Raw genomic sequence first — 26,108 nt, forward strand, 5'->3', positions numbered from 1 at the left:
ATGACACCGCGGCTGCGCTCCCCTTCCGGGACCGCGGCCGCTTTTTTTTAGCGGGAGACAAAACAGTGAATACAACGATGACACGCTGCGCCGCCGCCGTCGCGCTGGCGATGATGGCCGCCGCCTGCGGTACATCCGGTACATCCGGCATGCAGGCCACGGCCAATGGCGCGGCGCCCGGCAGCGCGGCCACAATCGCCACGATCGCCACGGCAGTGGTGCCGGCGAAGACCGCGATGCAGCTGGAAAAACTGGACCGCGGCGCGGTGGCCGTGCGCGGCAAGGAAGGCACGCTGGTCAGCTGGCGCGCGCTGGCGACCGACGCGCCGGGGCTGGCGTTCAACGTCTACCGCGACGGCAGGAAGCTGAACGCGGAACCGCTTGCCACGTCGACCAACTTCAACGATACCGCCGGCGGCGCCGGTGCCTACGAAGTGCGCGAGGTGGCGAACGGCACGGAGGGTGCGGCCAGCAAGGCGCTGGCCATCGACGGCTTCCTCACCGTGCCGCTGCAGCGCCCGGCCGGCGGCAAGACCGCGGATGGCAAGGAATACACGTACAACGCCAACGATGCATCGGTGGCCGACCTCGATGGCGATGGGCAGTACGAGATCGTGCTGAAATGGGACCCGACCGAGTCGAAGGACAACTGCTGCGCGGGTTTCACCGGCAACGTGCTGCTCGATGCGTACAAGCTCGATGGCAAGCTGCTGTGGCGCGTGAACCTCGGCCCGAACATCCGCGCCGGGGCGCATTACACGCAGTTCCAGGTGGCCGACTACGACGGCGACGGCAAGGCCGAACTGATCGTCAAGACCGCGGACGGCTCGCGTGACGGCACCGGCAAGGCGATCGGCGATGCGGGCGCCAACTGGGTCAGCGGCAGCGGCGAGATCGAGCAGACCGACCGCACCGGCGCGCGCCGTACCGACGACGGCAAGCTGATGGCCGGCTTCATGGGCCGCATCCTGAAAGGGCCGGAATACCTGTCCGTGTTCGAAGGCGCCACCGGGCGCGTGCTGGACACCATCCCGTATCCGTCGAAGCGCGGAGAAAATGGCGACAACCCCACCGGCGACGAACTGAAGGCGCGCTGGGGCGATGCCTATGCCAACCGCTCCGACCGCTACCTGGCCGGCACCGCCTGGCTGGACGGCAAGCACCCGAGCGCCGTCTTCGCACGCGGCTACTACGCGCGCACCACGATCGCCGCCGTCGACTTCACGGGCGGCAAACTGAAACAGCGCTGGTACTTCGATTCGGAAGCGGCCGGCGTGCCGAAAGGCTACTCGGGCCAGGGCAACCACCAGTTCAGCGTGGCCGACGTGGATGGCGACGGCCGTCACGAGATCATCTACGGCGCGATGGCGCTGGATGACGACGGCAAGCCGTTGTGGACGACCGGCATGGGCCACGGCGATGCGATGCACGTGGGCGATCTCGACCCGGCCCGGCCGGGCCTGGAGAAATGGGGCGTGCACGAGAACATGCCAATGGCGCAGAACCGCGGCGCGGCGATGGTCGATGCGCGCACCGGCGAGGTGCTGTGGTCCACTCCCGCCACCAAGGACACCGGCCGCGGCGCGGCGGGCGACATCGATCCGCGCTTCCCGGGTGCCGAGGCATGGTCGGCGGCATCGCCGAAGCTGTTCGATGCCAAGGGCAACGTGATTTCGCAAACGCGCCCGGGCCAGATGAACTTCATGGTGTGGTGGGACGGCGACCTGCAGCGTGAGCTGCTGGACGGCACGAAGATCTCGAAATGGAACTGGCAGGCCGGCCATGCCGACGTGCTGCTGAACGCGGAAGGCGCCGCGTCGAACAACGGCACCAAGTCGAATCCGGCCTTGTCCGCGGACCTGTTCGGCGACTGGCGCGAGGAAGTCATCTGGCGCGCTGCCGACAACAGCAGCCTGCGCATCTACTCGACGGCGATCCCGACCGCGCACAAGCTCACCACGCTGATGCACGACCCGCAATACCGCGCCGCCATCGCCTGGCAGAACACCGCGTACAACCAGCCGCCATGGCCCTCGTACTACATCGGCGAAGGCATGCCGAAGTAGAAACCAAATAATAGGGACGGACCCTGTTTTTCAGGAAATTTCCTGAAAAACAGGGTCCGTCCCCAATTGTTGTTGATGGCTGCTCGGACGTTGTCAGCGGCTCGCGGCTTCCACCTGCTGGCCTTGCGCCGACAGCCACTTGTCCACCACCCCACCCGGCAGGCCCTTCACCGCGGCGACCACGCGCTGGGCGTTGAAGGCGGCGCCGGCTTCGTTGGTGTGCGTGCGCGCATCGCTGAAGTACGTGTCGACGACGTTCGCGCCGGCGCGCCGGTAGCCTTCGGTGATGACCATCGTCAGGTCGGCGAACAGGGCGCCGTGGCGCTGCGCCACTTCGCGGCCCCACTGGGCGAAATTCTCGAAGTCGCGGCGGTCCTGCCAGGCGTCGCGGTGCGGGATCGGCGACAGCAGCACCACCGTCGCGCCTTTTGCCTTTGCATCCTGCACATAGCGCGCCATGTACCAGCCGAAGGTATGCACCTGCTCGACCGTGCCGTCCGGCTTCCTGTCCTCCACCGTTTCCGGGCCGGTACCGGGGCCGGAAGCGCGCCCTTTCATCGCGGGATCGCCGATCCTGCCGCCGTCGTTGTGGCCGAACTGGATCAGCACCGCGTCGCCGGCCTTCAGCTGGTCCAGCACTTTCTGCCAGCGCCCTTCGGTGTAGAACGTACGGCTGCTGCGACCGCCGATCGCGTGGTTGACGACGTTGACCCTGCCCGCGTCGAAATATGGTGCGATGCGCTCGCCCCAGCCGATATGGCCGCCGGCGCCGCCGCTCTTCACCGTCGAGTCGCCGACCAGGTGCAGCGTGGGCAGCGCGCGGTTCGCGGCCTGCTCGGCCTTCACGGTCCTGGCGTCGACCACCGGGCGATCGTCCTCGCTGGCGGCGGTGGCGGGGATGGCCCTGCCGGCTTCATTCAATGCGGCGACCAGCGGCCCGATATTGAGCGCCTTGATGCCGCCGACGACGATGCGCGCGTTCAGGTCGGCGCCGGCCCAGTTGGTGTGCACCGATTCGTCCGGCGTCACCAGCGGGAACAGCTTCATGACTTCATCGCGGCCGATCTCGTCGTAGCGGCGCGCGGCCAGTTCGTTCAGGTCGATGAAGCCGGCGTTCTCGCGGCGCGCCACTTCCTTCGCCCAGCCGGCGTAGTCGCCGGCGTTGCGGCGCACCTTGCCGTCATCGGCCCAGCGCTTGCGCGGAATCAGCGAGACCACGACCGGCGTCGCGCCCTTCGCGCGGATCTGGGCGATGTAGTCGCCCAGGTACCAACCGTAGCTGTGCACCGTCTCGCGCTGTTTCGTCAGCAGGTTGTCGATGTCCTCGGTTTCGTTGCCGGTGCCGCGGATCGTGCCGCGCGCGCGGCTGGTGTCGTTGATGGCGCTGGCGTCGTTGTGCCCGAACTGCATCAGCACCACGTCGCCCTTCTTGATCAGCGCGAGGGTGCGCTGCCAATGCCCGCTGGTGACATAGGTGCGGCTGGACAGCCCGCCGACGGCGCGGTTGACGATGTTGATCTTCGACCTGTCGAAGTAGTTCGCGATCGGGTTGCCCCAGCCCCACTGGCCGGCCGGGCCCTTGCCCTGGCCGTCGTCGTGGCCGTTGCGCACCGTCGAGTCGCCGATCAGCACCAGCGATGGCAAGGAGGCATCGGCCGGCTCCGGCAGCACCACCTGCGCTTTGGCCGGATCGGTATTCACCGCCGCCGGCAGGGGGGCCTGGGCATGGGCGAACGCCTGGAAGAAGAGGAAAAGAAGGAGGAAGTGAAGGTATCGTTTCATGGACTCATTCTAAGTCAGCGGTTTTCGCGGGGGTCCGGCAGGCTTTCAAACGCTCAGCAAGATGAGTGGAGCCCCATGATGATCAGGCGCACAATCGGCGCTTTCCACCCGGGGCACACACACGATGAACACCTCTTCCCTGCTGCGCGCCGCCGTGTGCGCGGCGCTCTGCTTCACCACCGCCGCCCACGCCGGCATCGGCCAGCGCTTTCCGTCCGAACGCAAGGTCGTCAAGGATCCCGTCACCGGCACGATGCTGACCTTCCTCACCAGCACGCCGCAGGGCGACTCGAAAATCTACCCGACGCATCCGCAATGGACGTCGGACGGCAAGTGGCTGGTGTTCCGCTCGAACCGGGTAAAAGGCGAGGCGTTGGCCGTCAACGAGGCTTCCGGCGCGCTGGTGCAGGTCACCGAGGGCGGCTACACGGGCATGCTTAACCTGGCGCAGAAGTCGATGAAGCTGTTCTTCATGCGCCAGGCTGCCGAGAAAGGCGTGCTGCAGATCGTCGAGGTGGACCTGGCGGCCGTGTTCCGCGACAGCGCCGCCGGCAGCATGAAGGCGCCGGACGCGTACCAGCGTATTGCCGGCACCACGCCGGCCGACCTGGAAGCGGGCGGCGACATGGCGCTCGATGCCGATGAGGAATGGGTGTACTTCCGCGTCGGCCGCAACGCGGCGGCGAAGCACCTGCCGCCGGGCGCGAAGATCGAGGAGAACTTCGGCCCGCGCAACATGGGCGCGGGCCCGAACGGCATCGCGCGCATGAACGTGAAGACGGGAGAAATCCGGCACGTGGTGTCGGTCGGCTTCCAGATCGGCCATATCCAGGCCAACCTGTGGAATCCGGGCGAGATCGTGTTCTGCTGGGAGACCGGCGGCAAGTCGCCGCAGCGCACCTGGACCGTGCGCTCGGACGGCACCGGCCTGCGTCCGCTGTACCCGGAAGCGCCGTACGAATGGGTGACGCACGAGGCGGTGATCACCAAGGATGAAGTGGCGATGGCGCTGATGGGCCACCGGCCGGTCAAGGATGGCGGCGGCGGTGTCGACGCACCGGCGACCGGCGTCTACGGCGCCAATCCCGGCCAGGATGCCGCCTGGGGCGATGCCGGCACGCGTGAAAAGCCGACCGGCCTGGCCATCGTCAACCTGCGTACCCGCGAGATGACGATCGCCGGGCAGACACCGTCCGGCAGCGGCTTGTGGCACGTGCACGGCTCGCCCGACGGCCGCTTAGCCGTCGGCGACGACTTTTCCCGCTCGCTGTGGCTGATCGACCGGAAGACGCGCGAGATGAAGATGCTCACCACCGGCCACAAGACCACCGCCGCCGACCATCCGCACCCCACCTTCAATGCCGACGGCACGAAGATCCAGATCCAGTCGGCCATGCTGTCGGCCGATGGCAAGGCAATGAACATCGCCATCGTGCCCGTGCCGAAGGAGTGGCTGAAGCGCAAAAAATAACCGCCACCAAAACTGGGGACGGACCCCTGTTCTCAGGCAACTACAAAACTGGGGACGGACCCCTGTTTCCAGGCAATTGCGCTGGCGCACTGGTGCGCCAGCCCTGTCGAATGCATAGTTTTTCCTCTAAACAGGGGTACGTCCCCAGTTTTGCGGTTTTGCTGTGGTTACAGCTTTTCGAGGGTGACGTTGCGCAGCTGGTACGCGGAGCCTTCGAGCTGGAAGCCGATGCGGCCTTCGGCCGGCTGGGCCTTCGTGATGCGGTTCTGGGCGACGCCGTTGATGGCGACGTCGATGGTGCCGTCGCGGCAGACGATGTCGGCGCTGTTCCATTCGCCGGCGGGGTGTTCGCTGTTCTCGCCCGTGCGCGCCTTGATGACGGGCTGGGCGCCGGGGGCGCTGGTGGGCGGCTCGGCGAACGTGGCGGCGGCCATTGGCAGCAGGTCGCCGGCGGCGCCGTCCTTGGTCTGCACCTGGATGCTGGTCGGCCACACGCGGTCCATCGGGCCGCCGGAAATGTGCAGCAGTACGCCGCCGTTGCCCGGCTTGCCGGTCCAGCGCCATTCGACGTGCAGCCGGTAGTTGCGGTAGCTGTCCGTGGTGGCCAGGAAGCCGGATGGCTTGCCGTCGGTGGCGATCGTGCCGTCCGGCTGCCGCCGGAATACGTCGGCGGCGGCGGCGGCGGGATCGGTGCGCAGTTCCCAGCCGGCGAGGTCGCGCGCCGCAAACAGGTCAATCCGGTCGGCCGCACCGGCCGACGCACACAAAGCCAGCAGTCCCGTGCACAATATCTTCTTGATCATTACACTTCCCCACTCATGAAAAAATTCGTTCTTCCCATCCTGCTTGCCATGTCCATGTCATCCGCCTACGCAGCTCCCACCGTCCTCCCCCTGTGGCCCGAAGGGGTGCCCGGCAAGAAGGATATCGGCCCGGAACAGAACGGCAAGGGCTATATCCAGAACACGTCGAACCCCACGCTGACGCTGGTCGGACCGGCCGTCGATCGCCCGAACGGCACCGCCATCATCGTGGCGCCGGGCGGCGGCTACGTGCGCCAGGCGGTCGACCGCGAGGGCACCCAGTATGCGACCTGGCTCAGCACCCTGGGCGTGACGACGTTCGTGCTGAACTACCGCATGCAGGAGTTCGGCCACCCCGCCCCGCTGCAGGACGTGCTGCGCGCCGTGCGCCTGCTCCGTTCGCGCGCGGCCGAATTCGGCATCGACCCGAACCGCATCGGCGTGATGGGCAGTTCGGCCGGCGGCCACCTCGCCGCCAGCGCCGGCACGCTGTTCGACAACCCGGCCGGCCGTACCGGTACGGACCTGGACAAGGTCAGCGCCCGCCCCGACTTCCTCGTGCTGATGTACCCGGTGATCGCGATGGAAGGCCCCGCCGCGCACATGGGTTCGCGCAAGGCGCTGCTGGGTGCCAGCCCGTCGCAGGAGCTGGTGCAGCTGATGTCGGTCGACCGCCAGGTCACGCCGCGCACGCCGCCCACCCTGCTGATCCACACCCAGGCCGACACCGCGGTGCCGGTCGAGAACAGCATCCTGTTCTACCAGGCCCTCACGAAGAACAAGGTGCCGGCCGAGATGTACCTGTTCGAACAGGGCTCGCACGGCATGGGCATGCGCGACGGCCTGGCCAACGCCTCGCAATGGCCGCGCCGTGCCGAGGAATGGCTGCGCGCCCGCGGGCTGCTGACGCCGGCCGTCCCGGCGGCGAAGTAAGCCGCCAATGTAAGGAGCCGAAGCAAGCCGCCGATGCAGGCCGCCGAAGCATGCCGCCGGTCAGCCGGCGGCCGGATACAATGTCAGGCATGTCCAAGCATCCGATCGATTCCGACGCCGCCGCGCTGGTCACCCAGCTAGACCACATCGCCGCGGGCCTGGCGCAAACCTTCGCGCCATTCTGCGAGGTGGTCGTGCACGACCTGCGCGACCCTGATCACGCGATCCTCGCCATCCACAACAACCTGTCGGGCCGGGCACCCGGCGATCCCGCGACGGAGCTGGGGCTGGCGCGCATCGCCGACAGCGCCTACCCGCAGGTGTTGGCCAACTACGCCAACCGGTTCGCCGATGGCCGCCCGGCCAAGAGCACCTCGATCGGCATCAAGGATGCGCGGGGCAACTACGTCGCCGCGCTGTGCCTGAACGTGGACATGTCGATGTTCCGCTCGATGCAGGCCGCGCTGCAGCAGTTTTCCGCCACCGATGCGGCGCCCTTCCAGGAATCGCTGGACCCGGCCAATGCGGAAGCGATCCGCCGCCGCATCGACCAGTACGCGGCCGGCCTGGCCGCGTCGCCGCAACTGCTGAAGGCCGAGGACCGGCGCGCGCTGATGCGCGAGCTGAAGGCCGCCGGCTTCCTGGAAGTGCGGCGCGCGATGGAAATCGCGGCCGCGCACCTGGGCATTTCGCGCGCGACGGCCTATAACGACGTCAAGTAGGGCGAACTAGGCCGAAGTTCCCGTAAAGTGGAACAACTGCGGCAGCGGCCATTCCTTCGGCCTCGTTTTTGGCTCCCCCTCAGGCTCGACCTCCATCAGCTCCGCCATGTAATCCCACCACCGTTTCATCACCGGCTGCTGCGGCAGCTCGGCGATCGGCGCGCCATCGCGGATCTTCAGCACGGCGAACAGCGACAGCGTGTCCTCGTCGAGGAAAATGGAGTAATCAAAGATGCCGGCGCCATCGAGCGCCGCGGCCAGGTCCGGCCACAATTCGTCGTGGCGGCGCTTGTACTCCTCCACCACGCCGGGCTTCAGCTGCATTTTGAATGCCTTGGTTGTGTACGTCATTTGATCGCCATCTTCTTCAGTTCGGCGGCAGCCTGCATGAAGCCGCCCACGCCATAGTTGTAGCTCGACGACGGACGGTAGTGCGCCGGCTCGGCGCCCGTCTGCTGGATGCCGCCCAGGCGGCCGTCCGCGTAGATATGGTTCTTCACCAGCGCGGTCCAGGCCTTTTCGATCACGGGGCGGTAGGTCTTCTCGTCCAGGTAGCCGTTGTTCACGCCGTAGGCCATGCCGTGGATGAACATCGCCGCGCCCGAGGTTTCCGCCAGCGGCCACGCCTGCGGGTCGAGCAGGCCGGCATGCCATTCGCCGTTCTCGTCCTGGATCGAGGCCAGCTTGGCCGACATCTCGCGCAGCTGCTGCACGTAGAACGGCCGGTTCGGATCGTCCTTCGGCGTCAGGTCCAGCACCTTGGCCAGGCCGGCCATCACCCAGCCCTCGCCGCGCGACCAGAAGATCTTCTTGCCGTTCGGCTCGCGCTTGTTCGGGTCCTCGTAAGCGGTATCACGCGCGAACAGGTGCTCTTCCTTGTCGTACAGCAGGTCGTAGGTCTTCTTCCACTGCTCATGCACGTAGTCGGCGTATTTCTGTTCGCCGGTGGCCTGCGCCATCTTCAGCCACACCGGCGGCGCCATGAACAGCGCGTCGCACCACCACCACGGCAGGCGCGGGTCGTTCGGGCGCAGCGTGTCCAGGTCGATCAGCACGTCCAGGTACTTCTTCAGCGTGGCGATCTTTTCCGGGCTGGGTTCCTGCAGGTACAGGTCGAGGTACATCTGGCCGATACTGATGTCGTCCGCGTTCGGGTACTGGCCGGCGCGCAGCGACCAGTCGAAGCCCTTGGCCAGCTTCAGCATCGCGTCGCGGTACTTCGGATCGCCGGTCGCCTTCGAGGCATCCATGAAGCCGGCATAGGTCACGCTGGCGGTCCAGATCTGGTCGGTGTATTCCATCGTGCGGCGCAGCTGCCAGTCGGCCACCTTGCGCAGCACCTTGTCGATATCCTTCTTCGTGATGGCCGGCGACAGGTCCTTCGCCAGCGGGCCGGCATCCTCCGGCGCATCGCCGAACTTGCGGCGAATATCCTTGTCGATGATCGCCTGCATCGCGGCGGTGGGCTGCGGATAGTCCACTTTGGGCGACTGGGCCGACTGGGCATGCAGCGCGGTGCTCGCGCACAGGGTCAGAACGGCAACGGCCAGCGTAGTGAAGTGATTTTTCATGACTTGTCCTGTTCTTCAAAGCTTTTCTTGGAGGGATCTTCCTTGATCGGGCGCGGCTGCACCACGAAGCTGCCTTGGGCGAGGCCGCGCACGGCCTTGCCGTCTTCCATCTCGACCGGCTTGCCCAGCTTGAGCTGCGCGTTCTCGAACGTCCAGTCGGCGATGTCGTAGAGATGGCCGCCCTGCTCCGCCTGGATGTCCAGGTTCTTCAGGGTGAAGCGCGTGGCCGGTTTTTCCTTGTAGCTGTCCACTTCGAACGCCGTCTTCGCGCCGGTGGCCTTGATGTTCCAGATCTGCACGTCGCGCAGCTGGGCCATGCCCTGCTCTTTCGGCACCTGCGTGGCCAGCACTTTCCAGTACGGCGGCACGTCCTTCACGTCGTCCGGGATCTTCGCGTAGCTGTAGCTGGGGTTCCAGTTCATCGTGATGCGCAGCACCACCGGCGTGCCCTTCATCGTGAAATCGTGCAGGCGGATGTTCTCGCCGAAACCGCCGCGCGTATGGGCCGACTTGAACAGGATGCCGACCGGTACCTTGTCGAGCACCGTGATGTTGTAGGCCTCGATGTTGCGGAAGCCGCCCGAGGTTTCGCTGCCGAAGGTGAAGCCTGCCGCGCCGGAGCGGACGATCGAGTCGCGCACCACGACATCCTCGGTGCGCCGCGCGACGCGCAGGCCGTCGGAGTCGCGGCCGGCCTTCATGCACAGCGCATCGTCGTTGACGTCGATGTCGGCGTTCTGCACCAGGATCTTCTTCGAGGAGTCAATGTCGATGCCGTCGGTGGACGGGCCCAGGCCATCCTGGTTGTTGCGGATGATGACGCCGTCGATTGTCACGCCTTCCGAGTAGCAGATATGGACGGTCCAGAAGCCGGCGCGCTTGAGCAGCAGGCCGCCGCCCAGCTTGACCTCCTTCGAGTCGAACACCTGTATCAGGCGCGGGCGCTGGGCATCGTAGTCGGAAGCCCAGCGCAGGCCGCGCGGTTCGTACTGGCGGCGCAGGGTCCAGTAGCTGTCCCAGAACACCTTGCCGTCACCATCGATCGTGCCTTCGCCCTCGATCCTGGCGTTGTTTTGCTGGTAGACGTTGACCAGCGCTGCCGGCCATTTCATCTCGATGCCGGCGATCCGCGTGGGCAGTACCGGGTAGTCCTTGATGTCCTGCGATCCCAGCAGGGTCACGCCCTTGCCGATCTTCAGCGTGACGTTGCTCTTCACGAAGATCGAGCCGGTGAGATAGGTACCCGCGGGGAATGTGACGGTGCCGCCCTGCTTTGCCGCGGCATCGATGGCGGCCTGGATGGCCCTGGTGTTCATGGTCTTGCCGTCGGGTTTCGCGCCGTACTTGCCGACGCTGAAGTCCGCGGCGTGGGCCGCGTTTGACATCATGAACGCGGCCGACAGCATGATTGCTGCGAGCGCGCGTAGCCAGTGGGTCATGGGGGTCTCCTCCTGTGTTTTCGTATGGCAGTCTATGCGCCGCCATGTTCGTTCGAGGTCGCGGAGAGCGGCGGCGTACAGGGGTCTGTCCCCGGTAAGTGACTGCTTCTGCGTTTGCCAGTGGCTCTATCAGGGGACTGACCCCTGAGACGCGAACGTCTTCCGCGACTTCAAGGGTCCTGACGTGCCGAAGCCTGCCCACGGCCTAAGCGTGGGCAGGCTTCCTTACAGCAGCATCAAACGATACCGCTGCTGCTGGCACCCGCCCTGGCCGGGCGGCGCTCGGCGGCGCCGTCGCGGTAGCCCGACGAACGGTAGGCGGCGACCGGGTCGGCCGCGCCGCCGGCGCGCACGCGGGCCATCGCCAGGATCGCCGACACGTCGGTGCGGTAGGCTTTCTTCAGCGTCTGCGCGGCGTTCAGCACGTCGTTCGATTCCTGGAACGCGCGCAGCGCGTTGCGGTCCACCAGCGCGGCCTGCACGAAGGCGCGCTGCACTTCCACGGCGGACGACATCAGGCTTTCGATCGGATCGGTCACGTTGTGCGACTGGTCCAGCATGTAGGCCGGGTTGAATTCCGTGACACTGCTCTTCGCACGTTCCGCTGCGTCGGCCAGTTCGTTGAAGACCAGGAACAGCTGGAACGGGTTGATCGAGCCGGAATCCAGGTCGTCGTCGCCGTACTTGCTGTCGTTGAAGTGGAAGCCGCCCAGCTTGCCGAACTGCGCCAGGCGCGCCACGATCATCTCGATGTTCGTGTTCGGTGCGTGGTGGCCCAGGTCGACCAGGCATTTCGCCTTCGGGCCCAGTTCCGTGGCGGCCGCGAAGCTGGTGCCCCAGTCGGCGATCACGGTGGCGTAGAACGCCGGCTCGAACAGTTTATGCTCGATGAACACGTTCCAGTCGGCCGGCAGCGCGCCGTAGATGTCGCGCATGCTGTCCAGGTAGCGTTCCAGCGAACCGCGCAGGTTGTTCTGGCCCGGGAAGTTGGCGCCGTCGCCGACCCACACGGTCAGCGCCTTCGAGCCCAGCTTCTGGCCCAGTTCGATGCAGTCGATATTGTGCTGCACGGCTTGCGCGCGCGCGGCACCGGACTGCGCCGACAGGCTGCCGTACTTGTAGGTGTGATCCTGGCCCTGCTGGTCCTGGAAGGTGTTCGAGTTCACGGCGTCGAAGCCCAGGCCGTAGCCGTCGGCGATTTCCTTCAGCGCCGCCGGGTCGTCGGTGCGGTCCCACGGGAAGTGCAGCGACACGGCCGGCGTGGCGCGCGTCAGCTGGTTGATCACCGCGCAGTCTTCCATCTTCTCGAACACGTTGCGCGGTTCGCCGCGGCCGGCGAAGCGGGCGAAGCGGGTGCCGCCGGTGCCGGCGCCCCAGCTCGGCACGGCCACGGCGAAGGTGCCGGCCAGTGCCGTCAGTTGTTCGATATCGACGCCGCGGCGCGCCAGCATGCCGCCCAGGGCATCGTAGTCGGCCTGCAGGTCGGCCTGCTGCTGCGCGTTGTGCTCGGCCACCAGGTTCGTGTCGATCACGGGATTCTTAATGTCGGTCATGTTCGTCTCCTTCAAGTACCGCCGCCGCGACGGAGCGCGGCGGCTTTCATTTGGCTATTTATAGTACTGGCAAATGCGCTCGGCCAGAAAGCTGTCAGCGCGTGAACGCAGCGGCGTTGCCGGCATCCACGTTCAGCACGTTGCCGGTGCTCTTGCCGGCCTTGTCGCTGGACAGGAAGTACACGGCTTCGGCGATGTCTTCCGGCAGCACCGAACGCTTCAGCATGCTGCGGTCGCGGTAGAAGGCTTCCACGTCGTCCGCCTCGATCTTGTTCGACTGGGCGCGTTCCTGCTTCCACTTGCCGTCCCAGATCTTCGAGCCCTTGATCACGGCGTCCGGGTTGACCACGTTGACGCGGATGCCCAGCGGTGCGCCTTCCAGCGCCACGCAGCGCGCCAGGTGGATCTCGGCGGCTTTCGCGGTGCAGTAGGCCGAAGCGCCGGCCGATGCCACCAGGCCGTTCTTCGAGGCGACGAACACCATCGAACCGCCCAGCTTCTGCGTCTTCATCATGCGGAAGGCGGCGCGGCTGGCCAGGAAGTAGCCCTTGACCAGGATGTCCTGGTTACGGTCCCACACTTCCAGCGTGGTGTCTTCCAGCGGTGCCGAGGAGGCGATGCCGGCATTCGAGATCAGCAGGTCGACGCCGCCGAAGCGCAGGGCCGATTCCGTGAACACCGCTTCCACCTGCTCTTCGCTGGTGATGTTGCCGGTGATCGTGGCCACGTTGTCCTTGCCGGCCACTTTGGCCAGCGACGCCTTGGCTTCCTCGAGGGCGCCGCCGTCGATGTCGGTCAGCAGCACGCAGGCGCCTTCGGACAGCAGCTGCTTCGCCACCGCCTGGCCGATGCCGCCGGCGCCGCCGGTGACGACCGCGATGCGGCCGGCCAGCGATTTCGGCTTCGGCATGCGCTGCAGCTTTGCTTCTTCCAGCAGCCAGTACTCGATGTCGAACGCTTCCTGTTCCGGCAGGCCGACATACTTGTCGACGCCGTTCGCGCCGCGCATCACATTGATCGCGTTGACATAGAACTCGCCGGCGATGCGCGCGGTGGCCTTGTCCTTCGCGAACGACAGCATGCCCACGCCCGGGATCAGGTAGATGATCGGGTTGGCGTCACGCACCGCCGGGCTGTTGTCGCGCTTGCAGCGGTTGTAGTAGGCGGTGTAGTCGGCGCGATAGGCTTCCAGCGCATCGTCCAGGCCGGCGGCAACGGCGTCGAAATCCGGCTTGGTCGGGTCGAAGTCGACGACGAACGGGCGGATCTTGGTACGCAGGAAGTGGTCCGGGCACGAGGTGCCCAGCGCTGCCAGCGGTGCCAGGTCGGCGCTGTTGACGAATTCCAGGATCGTGTCCGAGTCCTCGAAGTGGCCCAGCTTGTATTCGGTCTTGCTGATCTTGCCGCGCAGCAGGGGCATCAGTTTCGCGGCGAACGCGGCGCGCTCCGCTGGTGGCAGTGCCTGGTGCTTCTGGCCGCCGAACACCGGCTGGGCGATGTTCGCTTCCAGCCATTCCTCGGCGCGCTTGATGATCGCCAGCGTGGTTTCGTACGCTTCCTTGGCGGTGTCGCCCCAGGTGAACAGGCCGTGGCCTTCCAGGATGATGCCTTTCAGGTGCGGCTGTTCGGTCGACAGTTTTTCCAGGTCCAGGCCCAGGTCGAAGCCGGGGCGCTTCCATGGCAGCCAGCCCAGCACGCCTTCGAAGATCTTCTCCGTCAGGGCGCGGCTGTTGGCCGTGGCGGCGATCGCGATCAGCGAATCCGGGTGCATGTGATCGACGTGCTTCTTGTTGATGTAGGCATGCAGCGGCGTGTCGATCGAGGCGGCGCGCGGGTTCAGGTTGAAGGTGGCATGCGGCAGGTAGCCGACCATCTCGTCTTCGTGTTCCAGGCCGCGGTAGCGCTTCTTCAGCGCATGCAGCTTGTCCAGGTACAGCGTCGAGAAACCGTCCAGCTTGATGCTGCCCAGGTCGCCGCCCGAACCCTTGACCCACAGTACCTCGACTTTTTCACCCGTCAGCGGGTCATCCATCATCACTTTCGCCGACGTGTTGCCGCCGCCGAAGTTGGTGATGCGCAGGTCCGAGCCCAGCAAATTGGAGCGGTACAGCAGCAGCTCCGGTTCGCTCATCGTTGCGGCCTTCTCGTCATCCCACAGCGACGTGATGGGCTGTTTCTGCTTCGGTTGGTTCATGTGGTCTCCATCGTTGATTTGCATTCGGTTTTGTTCCCGTTTCCGCTCATTTTTTCGGCCGGGAAGCAAGCGGAGTCAGTAGAAATCAGAGCCCTTGGGGGTGTCAATGCACAAGCGATCAACATCGTGACCAAGAATGAATTAATCATTTACTTGAGCGGAATGATCAGAACGTGACAAGCGATTTTGGAAAAAATCATACATTTGAGCGGAGGATGATTGACCTAAGCCTTTCTTAAGCGTTAGGCTTGCCCTTAATAAATAGACCACTCACGGCACCCGCCGCGAAGTAGGATCACGACAAGGAGACGGAAACATGGTGAATCACAAGCGCCGTAAACGTTTGCTCAAACTGCTCGCCGAGCACCAGAATGCCAGCGTTCCCCAGCTGGTCGAATGGCTGAGCGCTTCCCCTGCCACCGTGCGCCGCGACATCAGCTGGCTGGCCGCGCGCAACCTGCTGACCCGCACCCGCGGCGGCGCGGCGAACCTGGCGCAGAAGAAGCGCAACCTCACGCTCACGAGCGAAACCTTCGAACACAACATCCAGTGCTTTGCCGACCGCAAGCGCGCCATTGCCCGCTACGCGGCCGGCATGTGCGAGGAAGGCGAAACGATCGTCATCAACGGCGGCACCACCACGTTCATGATGGCCGACTTCCTGGTCGACAAGCACCTGAAGATCCTGACCAATTCCTTCCTGATGGCCGAGCGCCTGCTGCTGTCGTCGGAAAACGAAGTGATCCTCCCGGGCGGCAAGGTGTACCGTGAGCAGAACGTGATTCTTTCGCCGTTCGACAACGACATCACCCAGCACCACTACGCGGCCAAGATGTTCATGAGCGTCTACGGCCTTTCCCTGCTGGGCCTGATGGAAGCCGATCCGCTGCTGATCCAGGCCGAGAAGCGCCTGATCGGCCAGGCCGAGGAACTGATCGTGCTGGCGGACAGTTCGAAATTCGCCAAGAAGGCCGGCCTGATCCTGTGCGGCCTCGATCGCGTGTCGTGCGTGATCACCGATACCCATGCATCGGACGCCGCCGTCCAGCTGCTCGAGCAGTCCGGCGTCAAGGTCGTCACCGTACAACCGGAAGCCGTGCCGACCCAGGTCGGTTCGCTGCAATTCTCGCACGGGTTCGACTTCCCGGCTTCGTCGCTGTTCCATCCGGAGGCTGCACATTGAAACGCAAGACTTTTATCCTCGCAGCGCTGGCCGCCGCGGTCAGCGCAACCTGCATGACGGGCTGCGGCCAGAAGACTGACAGCGCCGCCGCCGGTGCAGGCGGCGAAAAGATCCGTATCGCGATGGTCGTGAAAAGCCTGGGGAACGGCTTCTTCGATGCCGCCCACACGGGCGCCAAGGAAGCCGCCGGCGAGCTGAAAGACGTGGAAATCATCTACACCGGCCCGACCACGCCGTCGGCCGAAGGCCAGATCGAAATCGTCAATTCGCTGATCAGCCAGAAGGTCGATGCGATCGTCATCTCCGCCAACGATCCGAACGCGCTGGTGCCGATCGCCAAGAAGGCCATGCAGCGCGGCATCAAGGTGGTGTCGTTCGACAGCGGCCTGGCGCCGGAAGGCCGCCTGATGCAGCTGAATCCTTCGAACGCCGAACTGATCGCCCGCAAGCAGCTGCAGATGGCGGCCGACTCGATCGGCGGCGCCGGCGAGATCGCGATCCTGTCGGCTTCGGCGCAGGCGACGAACCAGAACATCTGGATCGACGTGATGAAGACGCAGCTGACGCAGCCGGAATTCTCGAAGCTGAAGCTGGTGGCCACCACGTACGGCGACGACCAGTCAGACAAGAGCTACCGCGAGGCGATCGGCCTGCTGCGCAGCTACCCGAACCTGAAGGCGATCATCGCGCCGACCACCGTCGGCATCGTCGCGGCATCGAAGGCCATCGTCGACGAGAACGTCGTCGGCAAGGTGTTCGTCACCGGCCTGGGCCTGCCTTCGGAGATGGCCGGCCACGTGAAGAGCGGCGCCGTGAAGGAATTCGCGATCTGGAACCCGATCGACCTGGGCTACGCCGCCACCTATGCGGCATATGACTTCGTCAAGGGCGCGCCGGATACCAAGGCGGGCGGCAAGTTCGCCGCGGGCCGGATGGGCAATATCGCGATCGACGCGAAAGGCGAGGCCGCGATGGCCGAACCGTTCACGTACAACCGCGACAACGTCGACAAATTCGCCAAGATTTTCTAAGCCATGCAACAGACAACGAACACACCTGCCGGGAGTGCCATCCCGGCAGGCGAGGCCGTGCTGCGCCTCGAGGGCATCTGCAAGCGCTTCGGCGGCATCACCGCGCTGAACAAGATGGCGCTGACGGTGCGCGCCGGCGAAGTGATGGCCCTCCTGGGCGAGAACGGCGCCGGCAAGTCCACGCTGGTGAAAACGCTGACCGGCATCTACCAGCCGGACGAAGGCACCATCACCCTGAACGGCCAGCAGGTGCGGTTCGCCAACGCGCAGGATGCGATGCACGCCGGCGTCACGGCGGTGCACCAGGAAAGCGTGATGTTCGACGAGCTGACCGTGGCCGAGAACATCTACGTGGGCCGCCAGCCGCAAAAAGGCGGGCGCATCGACTGGGGCCGCATCGAGCGCGAAGCCGAGCAGCTGTTCGCGCGGCTGGAAGTACCGCTGCCGGTGCGCACGAAAGTGAAGGACCTGTCGGTGGCGCAGCGCCACTTCGTGGAAATCGCCCGCGCCCTGTCGCAGGATGCCCGCGTGGTGATCCTCGACGAGCCGACCGCCGCGCTGTCGCAGCGCGAGATCGGTGAGCTGTACCGCATCATCAATCAACTGAAGGCGGCCGGCACGGCCATCATCTTCATCACCCACAAGTTCGACGAGATCTACGCCGTGGCGGACCGCTACACGGTGCTGCGCGACGGCCACTACATCACCGAAGGCGTGCTGGCCGACATCACCGAAGGCGAACTGGTGTCGCTGATGGTGGGCCGCGCCGTGACGCAGGCGTATCCGAAGGCGGACGTGACGCCGGGCGCCACGCTGCTCGAAGTGAAGAATTTCTGCCACCCCACCGAATTCGACGACGTCTCCTTCTCGCTGAGGAAGGGCGAGATCCTGGGCTTCTACGGCCTGGTGGGCGCCGGGCGTTCCGAGGTCATGCAGGCGCTGTTCGGCCTGACGAAGCCGTCGCGCGGCACCGTGCTCATCGACGGCAAGGAAGTGAAGATCGGCTGCGCCGCCGACGGCATCGCCCATGGCATCGCCTACGTGCCGGAAGACCGCCAGCACCAGGGCGCGCACCTGACGATGCCGATCCTGCACAACATCACGCTGCCGATCCTGGACAAGATGGGCTGGTTCCTGCGCGGCGGGAAAGCAAAACGCGAATCGCTGGGCGTGGCGCGGCTGTACAGCGAGCAGCTGGAGCTGAAGGCGCATCACCTGCGCCAGAACGTATCCGAACTCTCCGGCGGCAACCAGCAGAAGGTGGTGCTGGGCAAATGGCTGGCCACCAATCCGAAGGTGATCATCCTCGATGAGCCGACCAAGGGCATCGACATCGGTTCGAAGGCGGCGGTACACCGCTTCGTCGGCGAGCTGGTGAAGCAGGGCCTGTCGGTGATCCTCGTATCGTCCGAACTGCCGGAAGTGCTGGGGCTGTCGGACCGCATCGTGGTGATGCACCAGGGCCGCGTCGAGCGCGTGTATGCGCGCGGCGAGGCGACACCCGAGAATGTTTGCGCGGCCGCCTCGGGCGCCGTGCTGGAGGAAGCCGCATGAAGCTGGCGAAACGGGAATTATTGCTGGCCGCGTCGATCGTGGTCCTGATCGTCGGCGTGGGCATGCGCGCGCCGGTGTTCGTCACCGGCGCCAGCCTGGCCAACCTGCTGACCGACAGCACGCTGCTGGTCATGCTGGCGCTGGCGCAGATGCTGGTCATCGTCACGCGCGGCGTCGACCTGTCGGTGGCATCGAATCTCGCCCTGTCCGGCATGGCCGCGGCCCTGCTGGCCGCCAACAATCCGGATCTGCCGCTGCCGGTGATCGTGCTGGCCGCCGCAGCGCTGGGCCTCGTGCTGGGGCTCGTCAACGGCTACCTGATCGGCTACCTGGACCTGCCGGCGATCGTCGTCACGCTGGGCACGATGAGCGTGTACCGCGGGCTGGTGTTCGTGCTGTCCGGCGGCGCATGGGTGTCTTCGCACCAGATGCCGGAAGCATTCATCGCCTTCCCGCTGACAAAATTCCTCGGCGTGACGAACCTGGTGTGGATCGCCGCGCTGGCCGTGCTGGCCGCCTGGTACCTGGCCAGCCACAGCCGCTTCGGCCGCGACCTGTACGCGGTGGGCAATGCGCCGTCGTGCGCACGCTATGTCGGCATCCCGATGGCGCAGCGGCTGCTGTGGACGTACGGGATTTCCGGCCTGGTGGCCGGCGTATGCGGCTACCTGTGGGTGGCGCGCTACGCGGTGGCCTACACCGAGATCGCCTACGGCTTTGAATTCACCGTGATCGCCGCGTGCGTGATCGGCGGCATCAACATCGCCGGCGGCACCGGCTCCGTGGCCGGCGCCGTGCTGGGCGCGCTGTTCCTCGCCGTGATCGGCAATGCGCTGCCGGTGGTGAAGGTGTCGCCGTTCTGGCAAAGCGCGCTGACCGGCGCCGTGATCCTGATCGCCGTGCTGATCAACGCCCGCGACCGCAAGAAGGAAGGCCGGCAGATCCTGCCGCTGCACCTCGATACCCATCCCACCGTGCCTGTGCGGAGTGCCGCGTGAACACCATGACCGCTACCACCAATTCAACCGACGCTGCGAACACCGAGACGGGCGCCGGCAAATCCCGCTACACCATCCTCGACCAGCCGAAGCTGGGCCTGAAGGGCGTGCTGGGCAAGTGGGAAACCCTGCTTGCGCTGCTGTTCCTGCTGGCCTTCGTCACCAACGGCATGCTGCTGCCGCACTTCCTTGATCCGTACAACCTGGCGGACGGCACGTTCAACTTCAGCGAGAAGGCCCTGATCGCGCTGCCGATGGCGCTGCTGATCATCTGCCGCGAGATCGACATCTCGGTGGCCGGCATCCTGGCCCTGTCGTCGGTGGCAATGGGGCTGGCGATGAACGCCGGCTTCCCGCCCGCTTCGCTGCTGTTCGTGGCGCTGGCCACCGGCGTGGCGTGCGGCACGCTGAACGGCGTACTGGTGACGCGCTTCGGCCTGCCGGCCATCGTCGTCACGATCGGTACCGTGTCGCTGTTCCGCGGCCTGGCTTCCGTGGTGCTGGGCGACAAGGCATTCACCGGCTACCCGCAGGTGATGACGGACTGGGGCCAGGGTTATTTCTTTGATTTCATCCCGCGCGAATTCGTGATCCTGCTGGTGTTCGCGGCAGTTTTCGCCTTCGTGCTGCACGCAACGCGCTGGGGCCGCCGCATCTACGCGATCGGCAACAACCCGATCGCCGCGCGCTTCTCCGGCATCGAGGTGGACCGCTACCGCATCGTGCTGTTCATGCTGACCGGCGCGATGGCGGGCCTGGCGGCCTTCCTGCTGACGGGCCGCATCGGCAGCACGCGCCCGAACATCGCCATGGGCTGGGAGCTGGAAGTGATCACGATGGTGATCCTGGGCGGCGTGTCGATCGCCGGCGGCGCCGGCACCATCGGCGGCGTGATGCTGGCCGTGCTGACGCTGGGAACCGTGACGTATGGCCTGTCGATGGCCAACATCCCGGGCATCTACATGACGATCGTGATCGGGCTGCTGCTGCTGGTGACGATCGCGCTGCCGCGCCTGCTGCGCGGGAAGAAGGTGGCGAAATGAGCGCAGGTGCGGTTGATAGCGTGAGTAGCAGCGTGGGCAACATCATCGTCCTCGATATCGGCAAGACCAATGTCAAGCTGGCCCTGATCGATGCAGCCGGCGAGCAGCTGGCCGAGCGCCGCAAGGCCAATACCGTGCTGCGCGACGGGCCGTATCCGCACCACGACACGGAAGGCATCTGGAACTGGATGCTGGACACGATGAAGGAGTTCGCGGCCATGGCGCCGGTGCGGGCGATCGTGCCGGTGACGCATGGCGCCACGGCGGCGCTGGTCGACGATGCTGATCTGGTGCTGCCGGTGCTCGACTATGAGTTCGAGCCGCCGGCCGCGCAGCGCGCCGACTACCTGGCCGCGCGTCCCGCGTATGACACGACGTATTCGCCGTCGCTGCCGGCCGGCCTGAACCTGGGACGGCAGCTGGCGTGGCTGGCATCGGCCTTCCCCGCCGATTTTGCGCGTACAAAGCACATCCTGATGTATCCGCAGTACTGGGCGTGGCGCCTGTCCGGCGTGGCGGCCAGCGAAGTGACGTCGCTCGGCTGCCATACGGACCTTTGGCAACCGTCGCGCCAGCAGTATTCGCAGCTGGTGGAGGGATCGGGCTGGACTCCGCTGATGCCGCCGCTGCGCAACGCGTGGGATGCGCTGGGCCCCGTGCTGCCGGCGCTGGCTGAACGCACCGGACTGCCGGCCGACTGCCAGATGGTCTGCGGCATCCACGACAGCAATGCCTCTCTGCTGCGCCATCTCGATGCCACGGGCAGCCATGCGGCGCCGCCGGCCATCCTGTCGACCGGCACGTGGGTCATCGCCGCCCTGCCCGGTGGCCAGCTCGACGGCCTGAAGGAAGCGTCGGACATGCTGGCCAACTGCAGCGCGCTGGGCCAGCCGGTGCCGTGCATCCGCTTCATGGGCGGCCGCGAATTCGGCGCCCTGGCAGGTGCGGACGCGGTACCATGCAGCGTGGCCGACCTGCAGCAGATCATCGACCAGGGCACGTATGCCTTGCCCGCGTTCGCCGAAGCGGGCGGACCGTTCGCCGGACGCAAGGGCTCCGTCGTCGGCCCTGCCCTGCCCACCGATGCCGAGCGCACCGCGCTGGCCACGCTGTACTGCGTGCTGATGAGCGACTGGTGCCTGACCGCGCTGGGCTCGGCGGGCGACATCGTCGTCGAAGGCAGCTTCACCAACAACCCGCACTTTGCCCCGCTGCTCGCCGCCCTGCGGCGCGGCCAGCAGGTCACCGTCACCGACGACGCCAGCGGCACCACCAGCGGCGGCTGGATGCTGGCCCACTGGGGCACCGCCCCCGCCGTGCGCTCGCACGCCGCCGACGCCATCGCGCTGCAAGGCTGGGCGCAATACCGCGAACGCTGGCTCGCCCAGCTGTCCTGAAAATAAACTGGGGACGTACCCCTGTTTAGAGGAAATTTCCTCTAAACAGGGGTACGTCCCCAGTTTTTCCTTACCGTCGTTTATCTGCGACCGGTGGGCCGAAGTCCGGGGTGCCGTCGGCGCGCCACGAGATGGCCTGGGCGCGCGTGTGCCGGTCCGGATTGCGCAGCGGGTCGCCGGCGATGTCGCGGTAGTTGCGTGCGTGGTAGACCAGGATGTCGGTCTTGCCGTCCGGCGTGGTGGTGAACGAGTTGTGGCCCGGGCCGTATTGGCCGTTTTGCACGCTGCTGGCCAGCACCGGCTGGGCCGACTTGGTCCACGATTTTTTGTCCAGCAGGTTGGCGTCGGCGCGTGCGGTCAGCATGCCCAGCGCGTAGTTGGCATCGGTGGCGGAAGCCGAATACGTCATGAATACGCGGCCGTTCTTCACCAGCACGGACGGCGCCTCGTTGACGGCGTGCTTCACCTTTTCCCACGCGTATTCGGGCTCGGTCAGCAGCACGGCCGGCCCGGAGATCGACAGCGGCGTATCCATCGGCGCGATGTAGATGTCGGTCTGCTTCTTGCCCTCCTCTTTCGGGCGCTGCGTCCACAGCAGATAGCGCCTGTCGTTAAGTTCAAACGTGGTGGCGTCCAGCGCGAACGATTCCCAGCCCGTTTTCAGCTGGCCGCGTTCCTTCCATGGCCCGCGCAGCGGATCGTCCGACTCGCATTCGAGCACGTACAGGCGGATTTCCCAGATCGCGTCGGAACGGCCGGCGGTGAAGTAGATGTACCACTTGCCGTCGATCCTGTGCATCTCGGGCGCCCAGATATGCGCGCCCATCTCGCCCTTGGCATGCTTGCGCCAGACCGTGTGCGCTTCGGCCTTGCCCAGCTCGTCGAGCGAGCGCGCGCGCCGCACTTCGATGCGGTCGTACTCGGGCACCGTGGCGGTGTAGTAGTACCAGCCGTCCGGCTGCAGCGTCACGTGCGGATCGGCGCGTTGCTTGACCAGCGGGTTGTTGAACTCAGGCGCGGCAGCGGCAGCGGTGGAAGCTGCATGCGCGGGCGCCCCCAAAAGGAAAAGCGCCGCCATTGCGGCAGCGCTTGAGCGTAAAGCTTGTCTCGTCATTGTCAGTATTTGTACGATGCACTCAGGAAGTAACGGCGGCCCGAGAAGGCGAGTTCGTTGACGCGGAACGGATCGCCGGCATCGGTGACCTGCTCCTGGTCGGTGAGGTTCTTGCCTTCGATCGAGAACGTGAGGTTATCGTTATACCGGTATTGGAACTTGGCGTCCAGGAATCCGGTCTTGTTCTGGAAGACCGGGTTGCCCGACACGTCGTTGTTCCCCGTGAAGAAGCGGTCGCGGTAGGTGTAGGCCAGGCGGGCGTTGTACTTGCCCAGGTCGTACCACACGGCGGCGTTGTAGCTGTTCTTCGACAGGCCCGGATACGGCAGCACGGTACCATCGAGTACGTTCAGGCGCTCGGTGCCTTGCGAGTACTTGAACGTCATGCGGGTGTAGTTGCCGTCCACGCCGAAGCCGGACAGCCAGCCGGGCAGGAAGGTCAGCGCGGTACGCGCGGTCAATTCGATACCCTTGGTTTGCGCGCCTTCGCCGTTGATCGGCTGCGTGACGTCGTAGCTCGAGCCATCCTTGAAAAGGTCGACGCCCTTCACCACCGTGCGGTCGAGGATGTAGCTGGTGATCTTCTTCTTGAACAGCGCCAGGCTGACCTGCGAATCGCTGTTCGGGTAGTACTCGAACGACAGGTCGTAGTTCTTGGCGCGGAACGGCTTCAGGTCCGGATTGCCGGCCGTGCAGTCGTCTTCGCCGTCGCCGCCGAATGCCTCGCTGCCGCTGCCGGCGATGCAGTTCGCGTTCGGCGCCAGCAAGTCGATGCGCGGGCGGGCCATCACCTTGCCGAAGCCGGCGCGGACCAGGAACTCGTCCGGGATCGCCCACATCATCACGTTCGCGCTCGGCAGCCAGTCGTGGTACGTGTTGTCCACGGTGGCGACGCTGTTCGAGACGACGAGATCGGTGTAGCCGGTCGTTCCGGTACCGGAGGCTACACGCACGCGCTGGCTGCGCGAACCGGTGGAGATGTCGCGGGTGCGGGTGTAGCGCACGCCGACATTGCCCGAGATGCCGCGGTCGAATAGTTCCGTGTCGAAGTCCAGGCGACCATAGGCTGCCTGGGTTTTCTCGCGCACCTTCCAGGCCGGGATCTGCGCGTACATGTTGCCGTCGCTGCCCGGCGCGTTGTACAGGTACTGGTGGCTGAAGTTCGACGTGTCGAAGTTCGGCGCCGCGGCACTGTAGTTCGGCGAATTCCACGACGTCGGCAGGCCGCTGACGCCATCGAAGCCCTTGAAGAAGGTGCCCGGCGAACGGCCGCTGATCGACTGGACCAGCGCCGCCATCTGCTGCGCGTTGATGTAGTTCGTGGCGTTGAACTGGCTCATGAACGCGAACTTGTCCGGTGCGCGGTTCACGCCGGCCGGTGCCAGCGGATCGAAGATCAGCGTCTGGTTGATGTTCGAGCCCACCACCGTGACGTCGTCGGCCGCGGAATTCAGGTCAGCGCCGTTGCTGGCCAGGTAGCCGCCGCCGTTGTAGCGCTTGCCGGCCGTGTCGCGTGCCTGGGCGCCGAACCACACCTTGCTGAAGAACGGCGTATCGAGCTTGTATTTCAGGTCGATCTTGGCCTGGTCTTCGCGGTTGGTGGTTTCATAGGGGCGGTACTGCAGCTGCACCTGGGTGTAGGCATTCGGATTGTCCGGCGAATACGCTGCCGGGAAATCGAAATGCGGCACGCCCTGTGCGTCGAGCGACACGCGCAGGCCCGGCGCGTTTTGCGTCATGACGACGCTGTTCGAATTGTTGGTGTACTGCGAATTCGAGGTGCCCAGCAGGCCTTCGACTTCCCACTTGCCCTGCTTGTAGTTGAAGCCCGTGGTGGTGTATTTCGAATCGATGTCGAGGGCGAAGTCACGCGCCGACGTGCTGAACGCGCCCTGGCCGCCCTGCCCCGCCGCATACAGGCAATTGCCGACGGTGTACTGGGTGACGTGGTGGTTGTCGACGATCACGCCTTCGGGCGTGGTGGTGGTCGACGCCGCCGTGCAGTTGCCGCCGGACGGAATGCCTGCCGCGTTGTAGGTCGGCGCGGTACCGGCATTGGCCAGGCGGTTGACGTTGCCCAGGTCGGTGCCGAAATTGCGGTCGTTGAGGCGCTGTTCCTGCTTGTTGTGCTGGTAGCTGACATAGGCATTGAAGCTCTTGCTGAACTCGTATTGCGCGGTCAGCTCGGCCGATGCGCGCTTGTGGTCGCGGGTCCAGATGCCATAGCGGGCAATGCCCGGCGAGTAGTCGTTCCACTGGTTGGTACAGGCTGTCTGCTGCGCCGCGGACAGGCCGCTGGTGCCGCAGCCGGCCTTGCTGCCGACGGCCGCGACGGCCGGGTCCTGGCTGACGACGGTCTTGTCGGCCGAAAAATCCCAGTCCCGCAGGAAGCGCCACGAGGTGTTGCGCGCATAGTCGTTGCGCGTCAGTACCTTGTCGTAGACGATGTTGGCCATCACGCCCAGCTTGTTGTCCAGGAAGCGGTCCGCCGCCAGCAGCGACAGGCGCGGCTGCACGCCGCCGCGGCTCGACGACTGCTCGGCCGAGACGGTGGTGGCGATGGTGCGCTTCTTGAAGTCCAGCGGCTTGCGGGTCTTGATGCTGACGGTGCCGCCGACGCCGCCTTCGGTCATGTCGGCGGTGGTGCCCTTGTACACGTCGATCGAGGCGATCAGTTCCGACGCCAGCTCGCGCAGCTCGGCGCCGCGGCCCGCTTCGCCGTTGGTGCCCAGCACCGACATGCCGTTGATCTCCACCCGGTTCAGGTCCGGCTCCACGCCGCGGATCGCTACCTGCGAGCCTTCGCCGAAGTCGCGCGACAGCTGCACGCCGGTGATGCGCGACAGGGCCTCGCCCACGTTCTTGTCGGGGAACTGGTTGATGTCCTCGGCGATGATGGAATCGGATACCGTGGCATTGCGGATCTTGCGGTCGATCGCCGAGGCAACCGACTTGCGGGTGCCGACCACGGTCACCACGGCGCCCTGCCCGACCGCCGGTTCGGCGGCCGGCGTTTGCGGCTGGGTGGGGGCCTGCTGTGCCAGCGCGGCGCCTGCCGCCAGCATCGATGCGGCGATGGCAAAGACGGTCCTGCGGTTCAGGCGGCCAGCTGCCTGCACCTTGTTCGAGTGCTTCGTCACGATGAATCTCCTCCGATTGCCGGCCTGGCGAGCAGGCCGCTAGTAAATGACTATTTTTTTGCAATTCTATGTGAGTCAACCGGATGCAAAGTAGCGCGCAGGCAAAGAATCAAA

The 26,108-nt window shown here is 65.6% G+C and carries 19 protein-coding genes; 10 read left to right on the forward strand and 9 right to left on the reverse strand.

Annotated features, from left to right (window positions below):
* The first annotated feature begins 77 nt into the window (after nucleotides 1-77).
* Nucleotides 78-2,066 (forward strand): rhamnogalacturonan lyase, encoded by a 1,989-nt coding sequence (locus ACY34H_RS22640; RefSeq protein ID WP_464979724.1) that lies wholly within the window; start codon nucleotides 78-80, stop codon nucleotides 2,064-2,066.
* Nucleotides 2,067-2,159: 93 nt separating this feature from the next.
* Here the strand turns inward: ACY34H_RS22640 and ACY34H_RS22645 are convergent, their stop codons facing one another.
* Nucleotides 2,160-3,848, reverse strand: a complete 1,689-nt coding sequence (locus ACY34H_RS22645; RefSeq protein WP_464979725.1) for a GDSL-type esterase/lipase family protein — start codon at nucleotides 3,846-3,848, stop codon at nucleotides 2,160-2,162.
* A 124-nt stretch (nucleotides 3,849-3,972) separates the two neighbouring features.
* Here ACY34H_RS22645 and ACY34H_RS22650 point away from each other — a divergent pair, with 124 nt between their 5' ends.
* Nucleotides 3,973-5,319: a hypothetical protein gene (locus tag ACY34H_RS22650; protein ID WP_464979726.1), complete on the forward strand. Its 1,347-nt coding sequence runs from the start codon at nucleotides 3,973-3,975 to the stop codon at nucleotides 5,317-5,319.
* 167 nt (nucleotides 5,320-5,486) lie between these two features.
* Here ACY34H_RS22650 and ACY34H_RS22655 read toward each other — a convergent pair whose 3' ends face one another.
* The gene (locus ACY34H_RS22655) at nucleotides 5,487-6,122 is read right to left on the reverse strand and encodes a 3-keto-disaccharide hydrolase (protein ID WP_464979727.1); all 636 of its coding nucleotides are present in this window, start codon (nucleotides 6,120-6,122) and stop codon (nucleotides 5,487-5,489) included.
* A 48-nt stretch (nucleotides 6,123-6,170) separates the two neighbouring features.
* Between ACY34H_RS22655 and ACY34H_RS22660 the strand changes: the two genes are divergently transcribed.
* Both ACY34H_RS22660 and ACY34H_RS22665 read left to right on the forward strand, forming a co-directional pair.
* Nucleotides 6,171-7,055 (forward strand): alpha/beta hydrolase, encoded by an 885-nt coding sequence (locus tag ACY34H_RS22660; RefSeq protein ID WP_464979728.1) that lies wholly within the window; start codon nucleotides 6,171-6,173, stop codon nucleotides 7,053-7,055.
* A gap of 89 nt (nucleotides 7,056-7,144) precedes the next feature.
* Nucleotides 7,145-7,777 carry a helix-turn-helix transcriptional regulator gene (locus ACY34H_RS22665; RefSeq protein WP_464979729.1) on the forward strand — a complete coding sequence of 211 codons (633 nt, stop codon included), beginning with the start codon at nucleotides 7,145-7,147 and terminating at the stop codon, nucleotides 7,775-7,777.
* A gap of 6 nt (nucleotides 7,778-7,783) precedes the next feature.
* Here the strand turns inward: ACY34H_RS22665 and ACY34H_RS22670 are convergent, their stop codons facing one another.
* The 5 genes from ACY34H_RS22670 to ACY34H_RS22690 form a co-directional block, all read right to left on the reverse strand.
* Nucleotides 7,784-8,128, reverse strand: a complete 345-nt coding sequence (locus ACY34H_RS22670; RefSeq protein ID WP_464979730.1) for an L-rhamnose mutarotase — start codon at nucleotides 8,126-8,128, stop codon at nucleotides 7,784-7,786.
* Nucleotides 8,125-9,348, reverse strand: coding sequence for a glycoside hydrolase family 88/105 protein (locus ACY34H_RS22675; RefSeq protein WP_464979731.1), 1,224 nt, complete (start codon nucleotides 9,346-9,348; stop codon nucleotides 8,125-8,127). The genes ACY34H_RS22670 and ACY34H_RS22675 overlap by 4 nt, the downstream gene beginning before the upstream one ends.
* On the reverse strand, nucleotides 9,345-10,787 hold the full coding sequence (locus ACY34H_RS22680; protein ID WP_464979732.1) for a glycoside hydrolase family 28 protein: 1,443 nt from the start codon (nucleotides 10,785-10,787) through the stop codon (nucleotides 9,345-9,347). The genes ACY34H_RS22675 and ACY34H_RS22680 overlap by 4 nt, the downstream gene beginning before the upstream one ends.
* 236 nt (nucleotides 10,788-11,023) lie before the next feature.
* Nucleotides 11,024-12,340: an L-rhamnose catabolism isomerase gene (rhaI, locus tag ACY34H_RS22685; RefSeq protein ID WP_464979733.1), complete on the reverse strand. Its 1,317-nt coding sequence runs from the start codon at nucleotides 12,338-12,340 to the stop codon at nucleotides 11,024-11,026.
* Nucleotides 12,341-12,434: 94 nt separating this feature from the next.
* Nucleotides 12,435-14,534: a bifunctional rhamnulose-1-phosphate aldolase/short-chain dehydrogenase gene (locus ACY34H_RS22690; protein ID WP_464979734.1), complete on the reverse strand. Its 2,100-nt coding sequence runs from the start codon at nucleotides 14,532-14,534 to the stop codon at nucleotides 12,435-12,437.
* Nucleotides 14,535-14,850: 316 nt separating this feature from the next.
* Here ACY34H_RS22690 and ACY34H_RS22695 point away from each other — a divergent pair, with 316 nt between their 5' ends.
* Genes ACY34H_RS22695 through ACY34H_RS22720 form a run of 6 tightly spaced genes read left to right on the forward strand, consistent with a single transcriptional unit; the run spans nucleotide 14,851 to nucleotide 21,740 of the window.
* A complete protein-coding gene (locus tag ACY34H_RS22695) occupies nucleotides 14,851-15,717 on the forward strand; it encodes a DeoR/GlpR family DNA-binding transcription regulator (protein WP_464979735.1) in 867 nt (288 codons plus the stop codon).
* On the forward strand, nucleotides 15,714-16,748 hold the full coding sequence (rhaS, locus tag ACY34H_RS22700; RefSeq protein ID WP_464979736.1) for a rhamnose ABC transporter substrate-binding protein: 1,035 nt from the start codon (nucleotides 15,714-15,716) through the stop codon (nucleotides 16,746-16,748). Before ACY34H_RS22695 ends, rhaS begins: the two co-directional genes overlap by 4 nt.
* Nucleotides 16,749-16,751: 3 nt before the next feature.
* A complete protein-coding gene (locus tag ACY34H_RS22705; RefSeq protein WP_464979737.1) occupies nucleotides 16,752-18,302 on the forward strand; it encodes a sugar ABC transporter ATP-binding protein in 1,551 nt (516 codons plus the stop codon).
* Nucleotides 18,299-19,300, forward strand: coding sequence for an ABC transporter permease (locus ACY34H_RS22710; RefSeq protein WP_464979738.1), 1,002 nt, complete (start codon nucleotides 18,299-18,301; stop codon nucleotides 19,298-19,300). The genes ACY34H_RS22705 and ACY34H_RS22710 overlap by 4 nt, the downstream gene beginning before the upstream one ends.
* A gap of 5 nt (nucleotides 19,301-19,305) precedes the next feature.
* Nucleotides 19,306-20,343 carry an ABC transporter permease gene (locus ACY34H_RS22715; RefSeq protein ID WP_464979771.1) on the forward strand — a complete coding sequence of 346 codons (1,038 nt, stop codon included), beginning with the start codon at nucleotides 19,306-19,308 and terminating at the stop codon, nucleotides 20,341-20,343.
* A 20-nt stretch (nucleotides 20,344-20,363) separates the two neighbouring features.
* The gene (locus tag ACY34H_RS22720) at nucleotides 20,364-21,740 is read left to right on the forward strand and encodes an FGGY-family carbohydrate kinase (RefSeq protein ID WP_464979739.1); all 1,377 of its coding nucleotides are present in this window, start codon (nucleotides 20,364-20,366) and stop codon (nucleotides 21,738-21,740) included.
* 70 nt (nucleotides 21,741-21,810) lie between these two features.
* Here ACY34H_RS22720 and ACY34H_RS22725 read toward each other — a convergent pair whose 3' ends face one another.
* Nucleotides 21,811-22,818 carry a glycoside hydrolase family 43 protein gene (locus ACY34H_RS22725; protein WP_464979740.1) on the reverse strand — a complete coding sequence of 336 codons (1,008 nt, stop codon included), beginning with the start codon at nucleotides 22,816-22,818 and terminating at the stop codon, nucleotides 21,811-21,813.
* 38 nt (nucleotides 22,819-22,856) lie between these two features.
* Nucleotides 22,857-25,994: a TonB-dependent receptor gene (locus tag ACY34H_RS22730; RefSeq protein ID WP_464979741.1), complete on the reverse strand. Its 3,138-nt coding sequence runs from the start codon at nucleotides 25,992-25,994 to the stop codon at nucleotides 22,857-22,859.
* Nucleotides 25,995-26,108: the final 114 nt, after the last annotated feature.

The sequence above is a fragment of the Pseudoduganella sp. jia 9 genome (genome assembly GCF_055502615.1).

Bases quoted from the DNA above. Each gene is read 5' to 3' on its own strand.
- rhaI (WP_464979733.1), bottom strand. From the start codon at position 12,340: ATGACCGACATTAAGAATCCCGTGATCGACACGAACCTGGTGGCCGAG.
- ACY34H_RS22675 (WP_464979731.1), bottom strand. From the start codon at position 9,348: ATGAAAAATCACTTCACTACGCTGGCCGTTGCCGTTCTGACCCTGTGC.
- ACY34H_RS22645 (WP_464979725.1), bottom strand. From the start codon at position 3,848: ATGAAACGATACCTTCACTTCCTCCTTCTTTTCCTCTTCTTCCAGGCG.
- ACY34H_RS22660 (WP_464979728.1), top strand. From the start codon at position 6,171: ATGTCCATGTCATCCGCCTACGCAGCTCCCACCGTCCTCCCCCTGTGG.
- ACY34H_RS22715 (WP_464979771.1), top strand. From the start codon at position 19,306: ATGACCGCTACCACCAATTCAACCGACGCTGCGAACACCGAGACGGGC.
- ACY34H_RS22655 (WP_464979727.1), bottom strand. From the start codon at position 6,122: ATGATCAAGAAGATATTGTGCACGGGACTGCTGGCTTTGTGTGCGTCG.
- ACY34H_RS22665 (WP_464979729.1), top strand. From the start codon at position 7,145: ATGTCCAAGCATCCGATCGATTCCGACGCCGCCGCGCTGGTCACCCAG.
- ACY34H_RS22680 (WP_464979732.1), bottom strand. From the start codon at position 10,787: ATGACCCACTGGCTACGCGCGCTCGCAGCAATCATGCTGTCGGCCGCG.
- ACY34H_RS22725 (WP_464979740.1), bottom strand. From the start codon at position 22,818: ATGGCGGCGCTTTTCCTTTTGGGGGCGCCCGCGCATGCAGCTTCCACC.
- ACY34H_RS22650 (WP_464979726.1), top strand. From the start codon at position 3,973: ATGAACACCTCTTCCCTGCTGCGCGCCGCCGTGTGCGCGGCGCTCTGC.
- ACY34H_RS22640 (WP_464979724.1), top strand. From the start codon at position 78: ATGACACGCTGCGCCGCCGCCGTCGCGCTGGCGATGATGGCCGCCGCC.
- ACY34H_RS22695 (WP_464979735.1), top strand. From the start codon at position 14,851: ATGGTGAATCACAAGCGCCGTAAACGTTTGCTCAAACTGCTCGCCGAG.
- ACY34H_RS22710 (WP_464979738.1), top strand. From the start codon at position 18,299: ATGAAGCTGGCGAAACGGGAATTATTGCTGGCCGCGTCGATCGTGGTC.
- ACY34H_RS22690 (WP_464979734.1), bottom strand. From the start codon at position 14,534: ATGAACCAACCGAAGCAGAAACAGCCCATCACGTCGCTGTGGGATGAC.
- ACY34H_RS22670 (WP_464979730.1), bottom strand. From the start codon at position 8,128: ATGACGTACACAACCAAGGCATTCAAAATGCAGCTGAAGCCCGGCGTG.
- ACY34H_RS22705 (WP_464979737.1), top strand. From the start codon at position 16,752: ATGCAACAGACAACGAACACACCTGCCGGGAGTGCCATCCCGGCAGGC.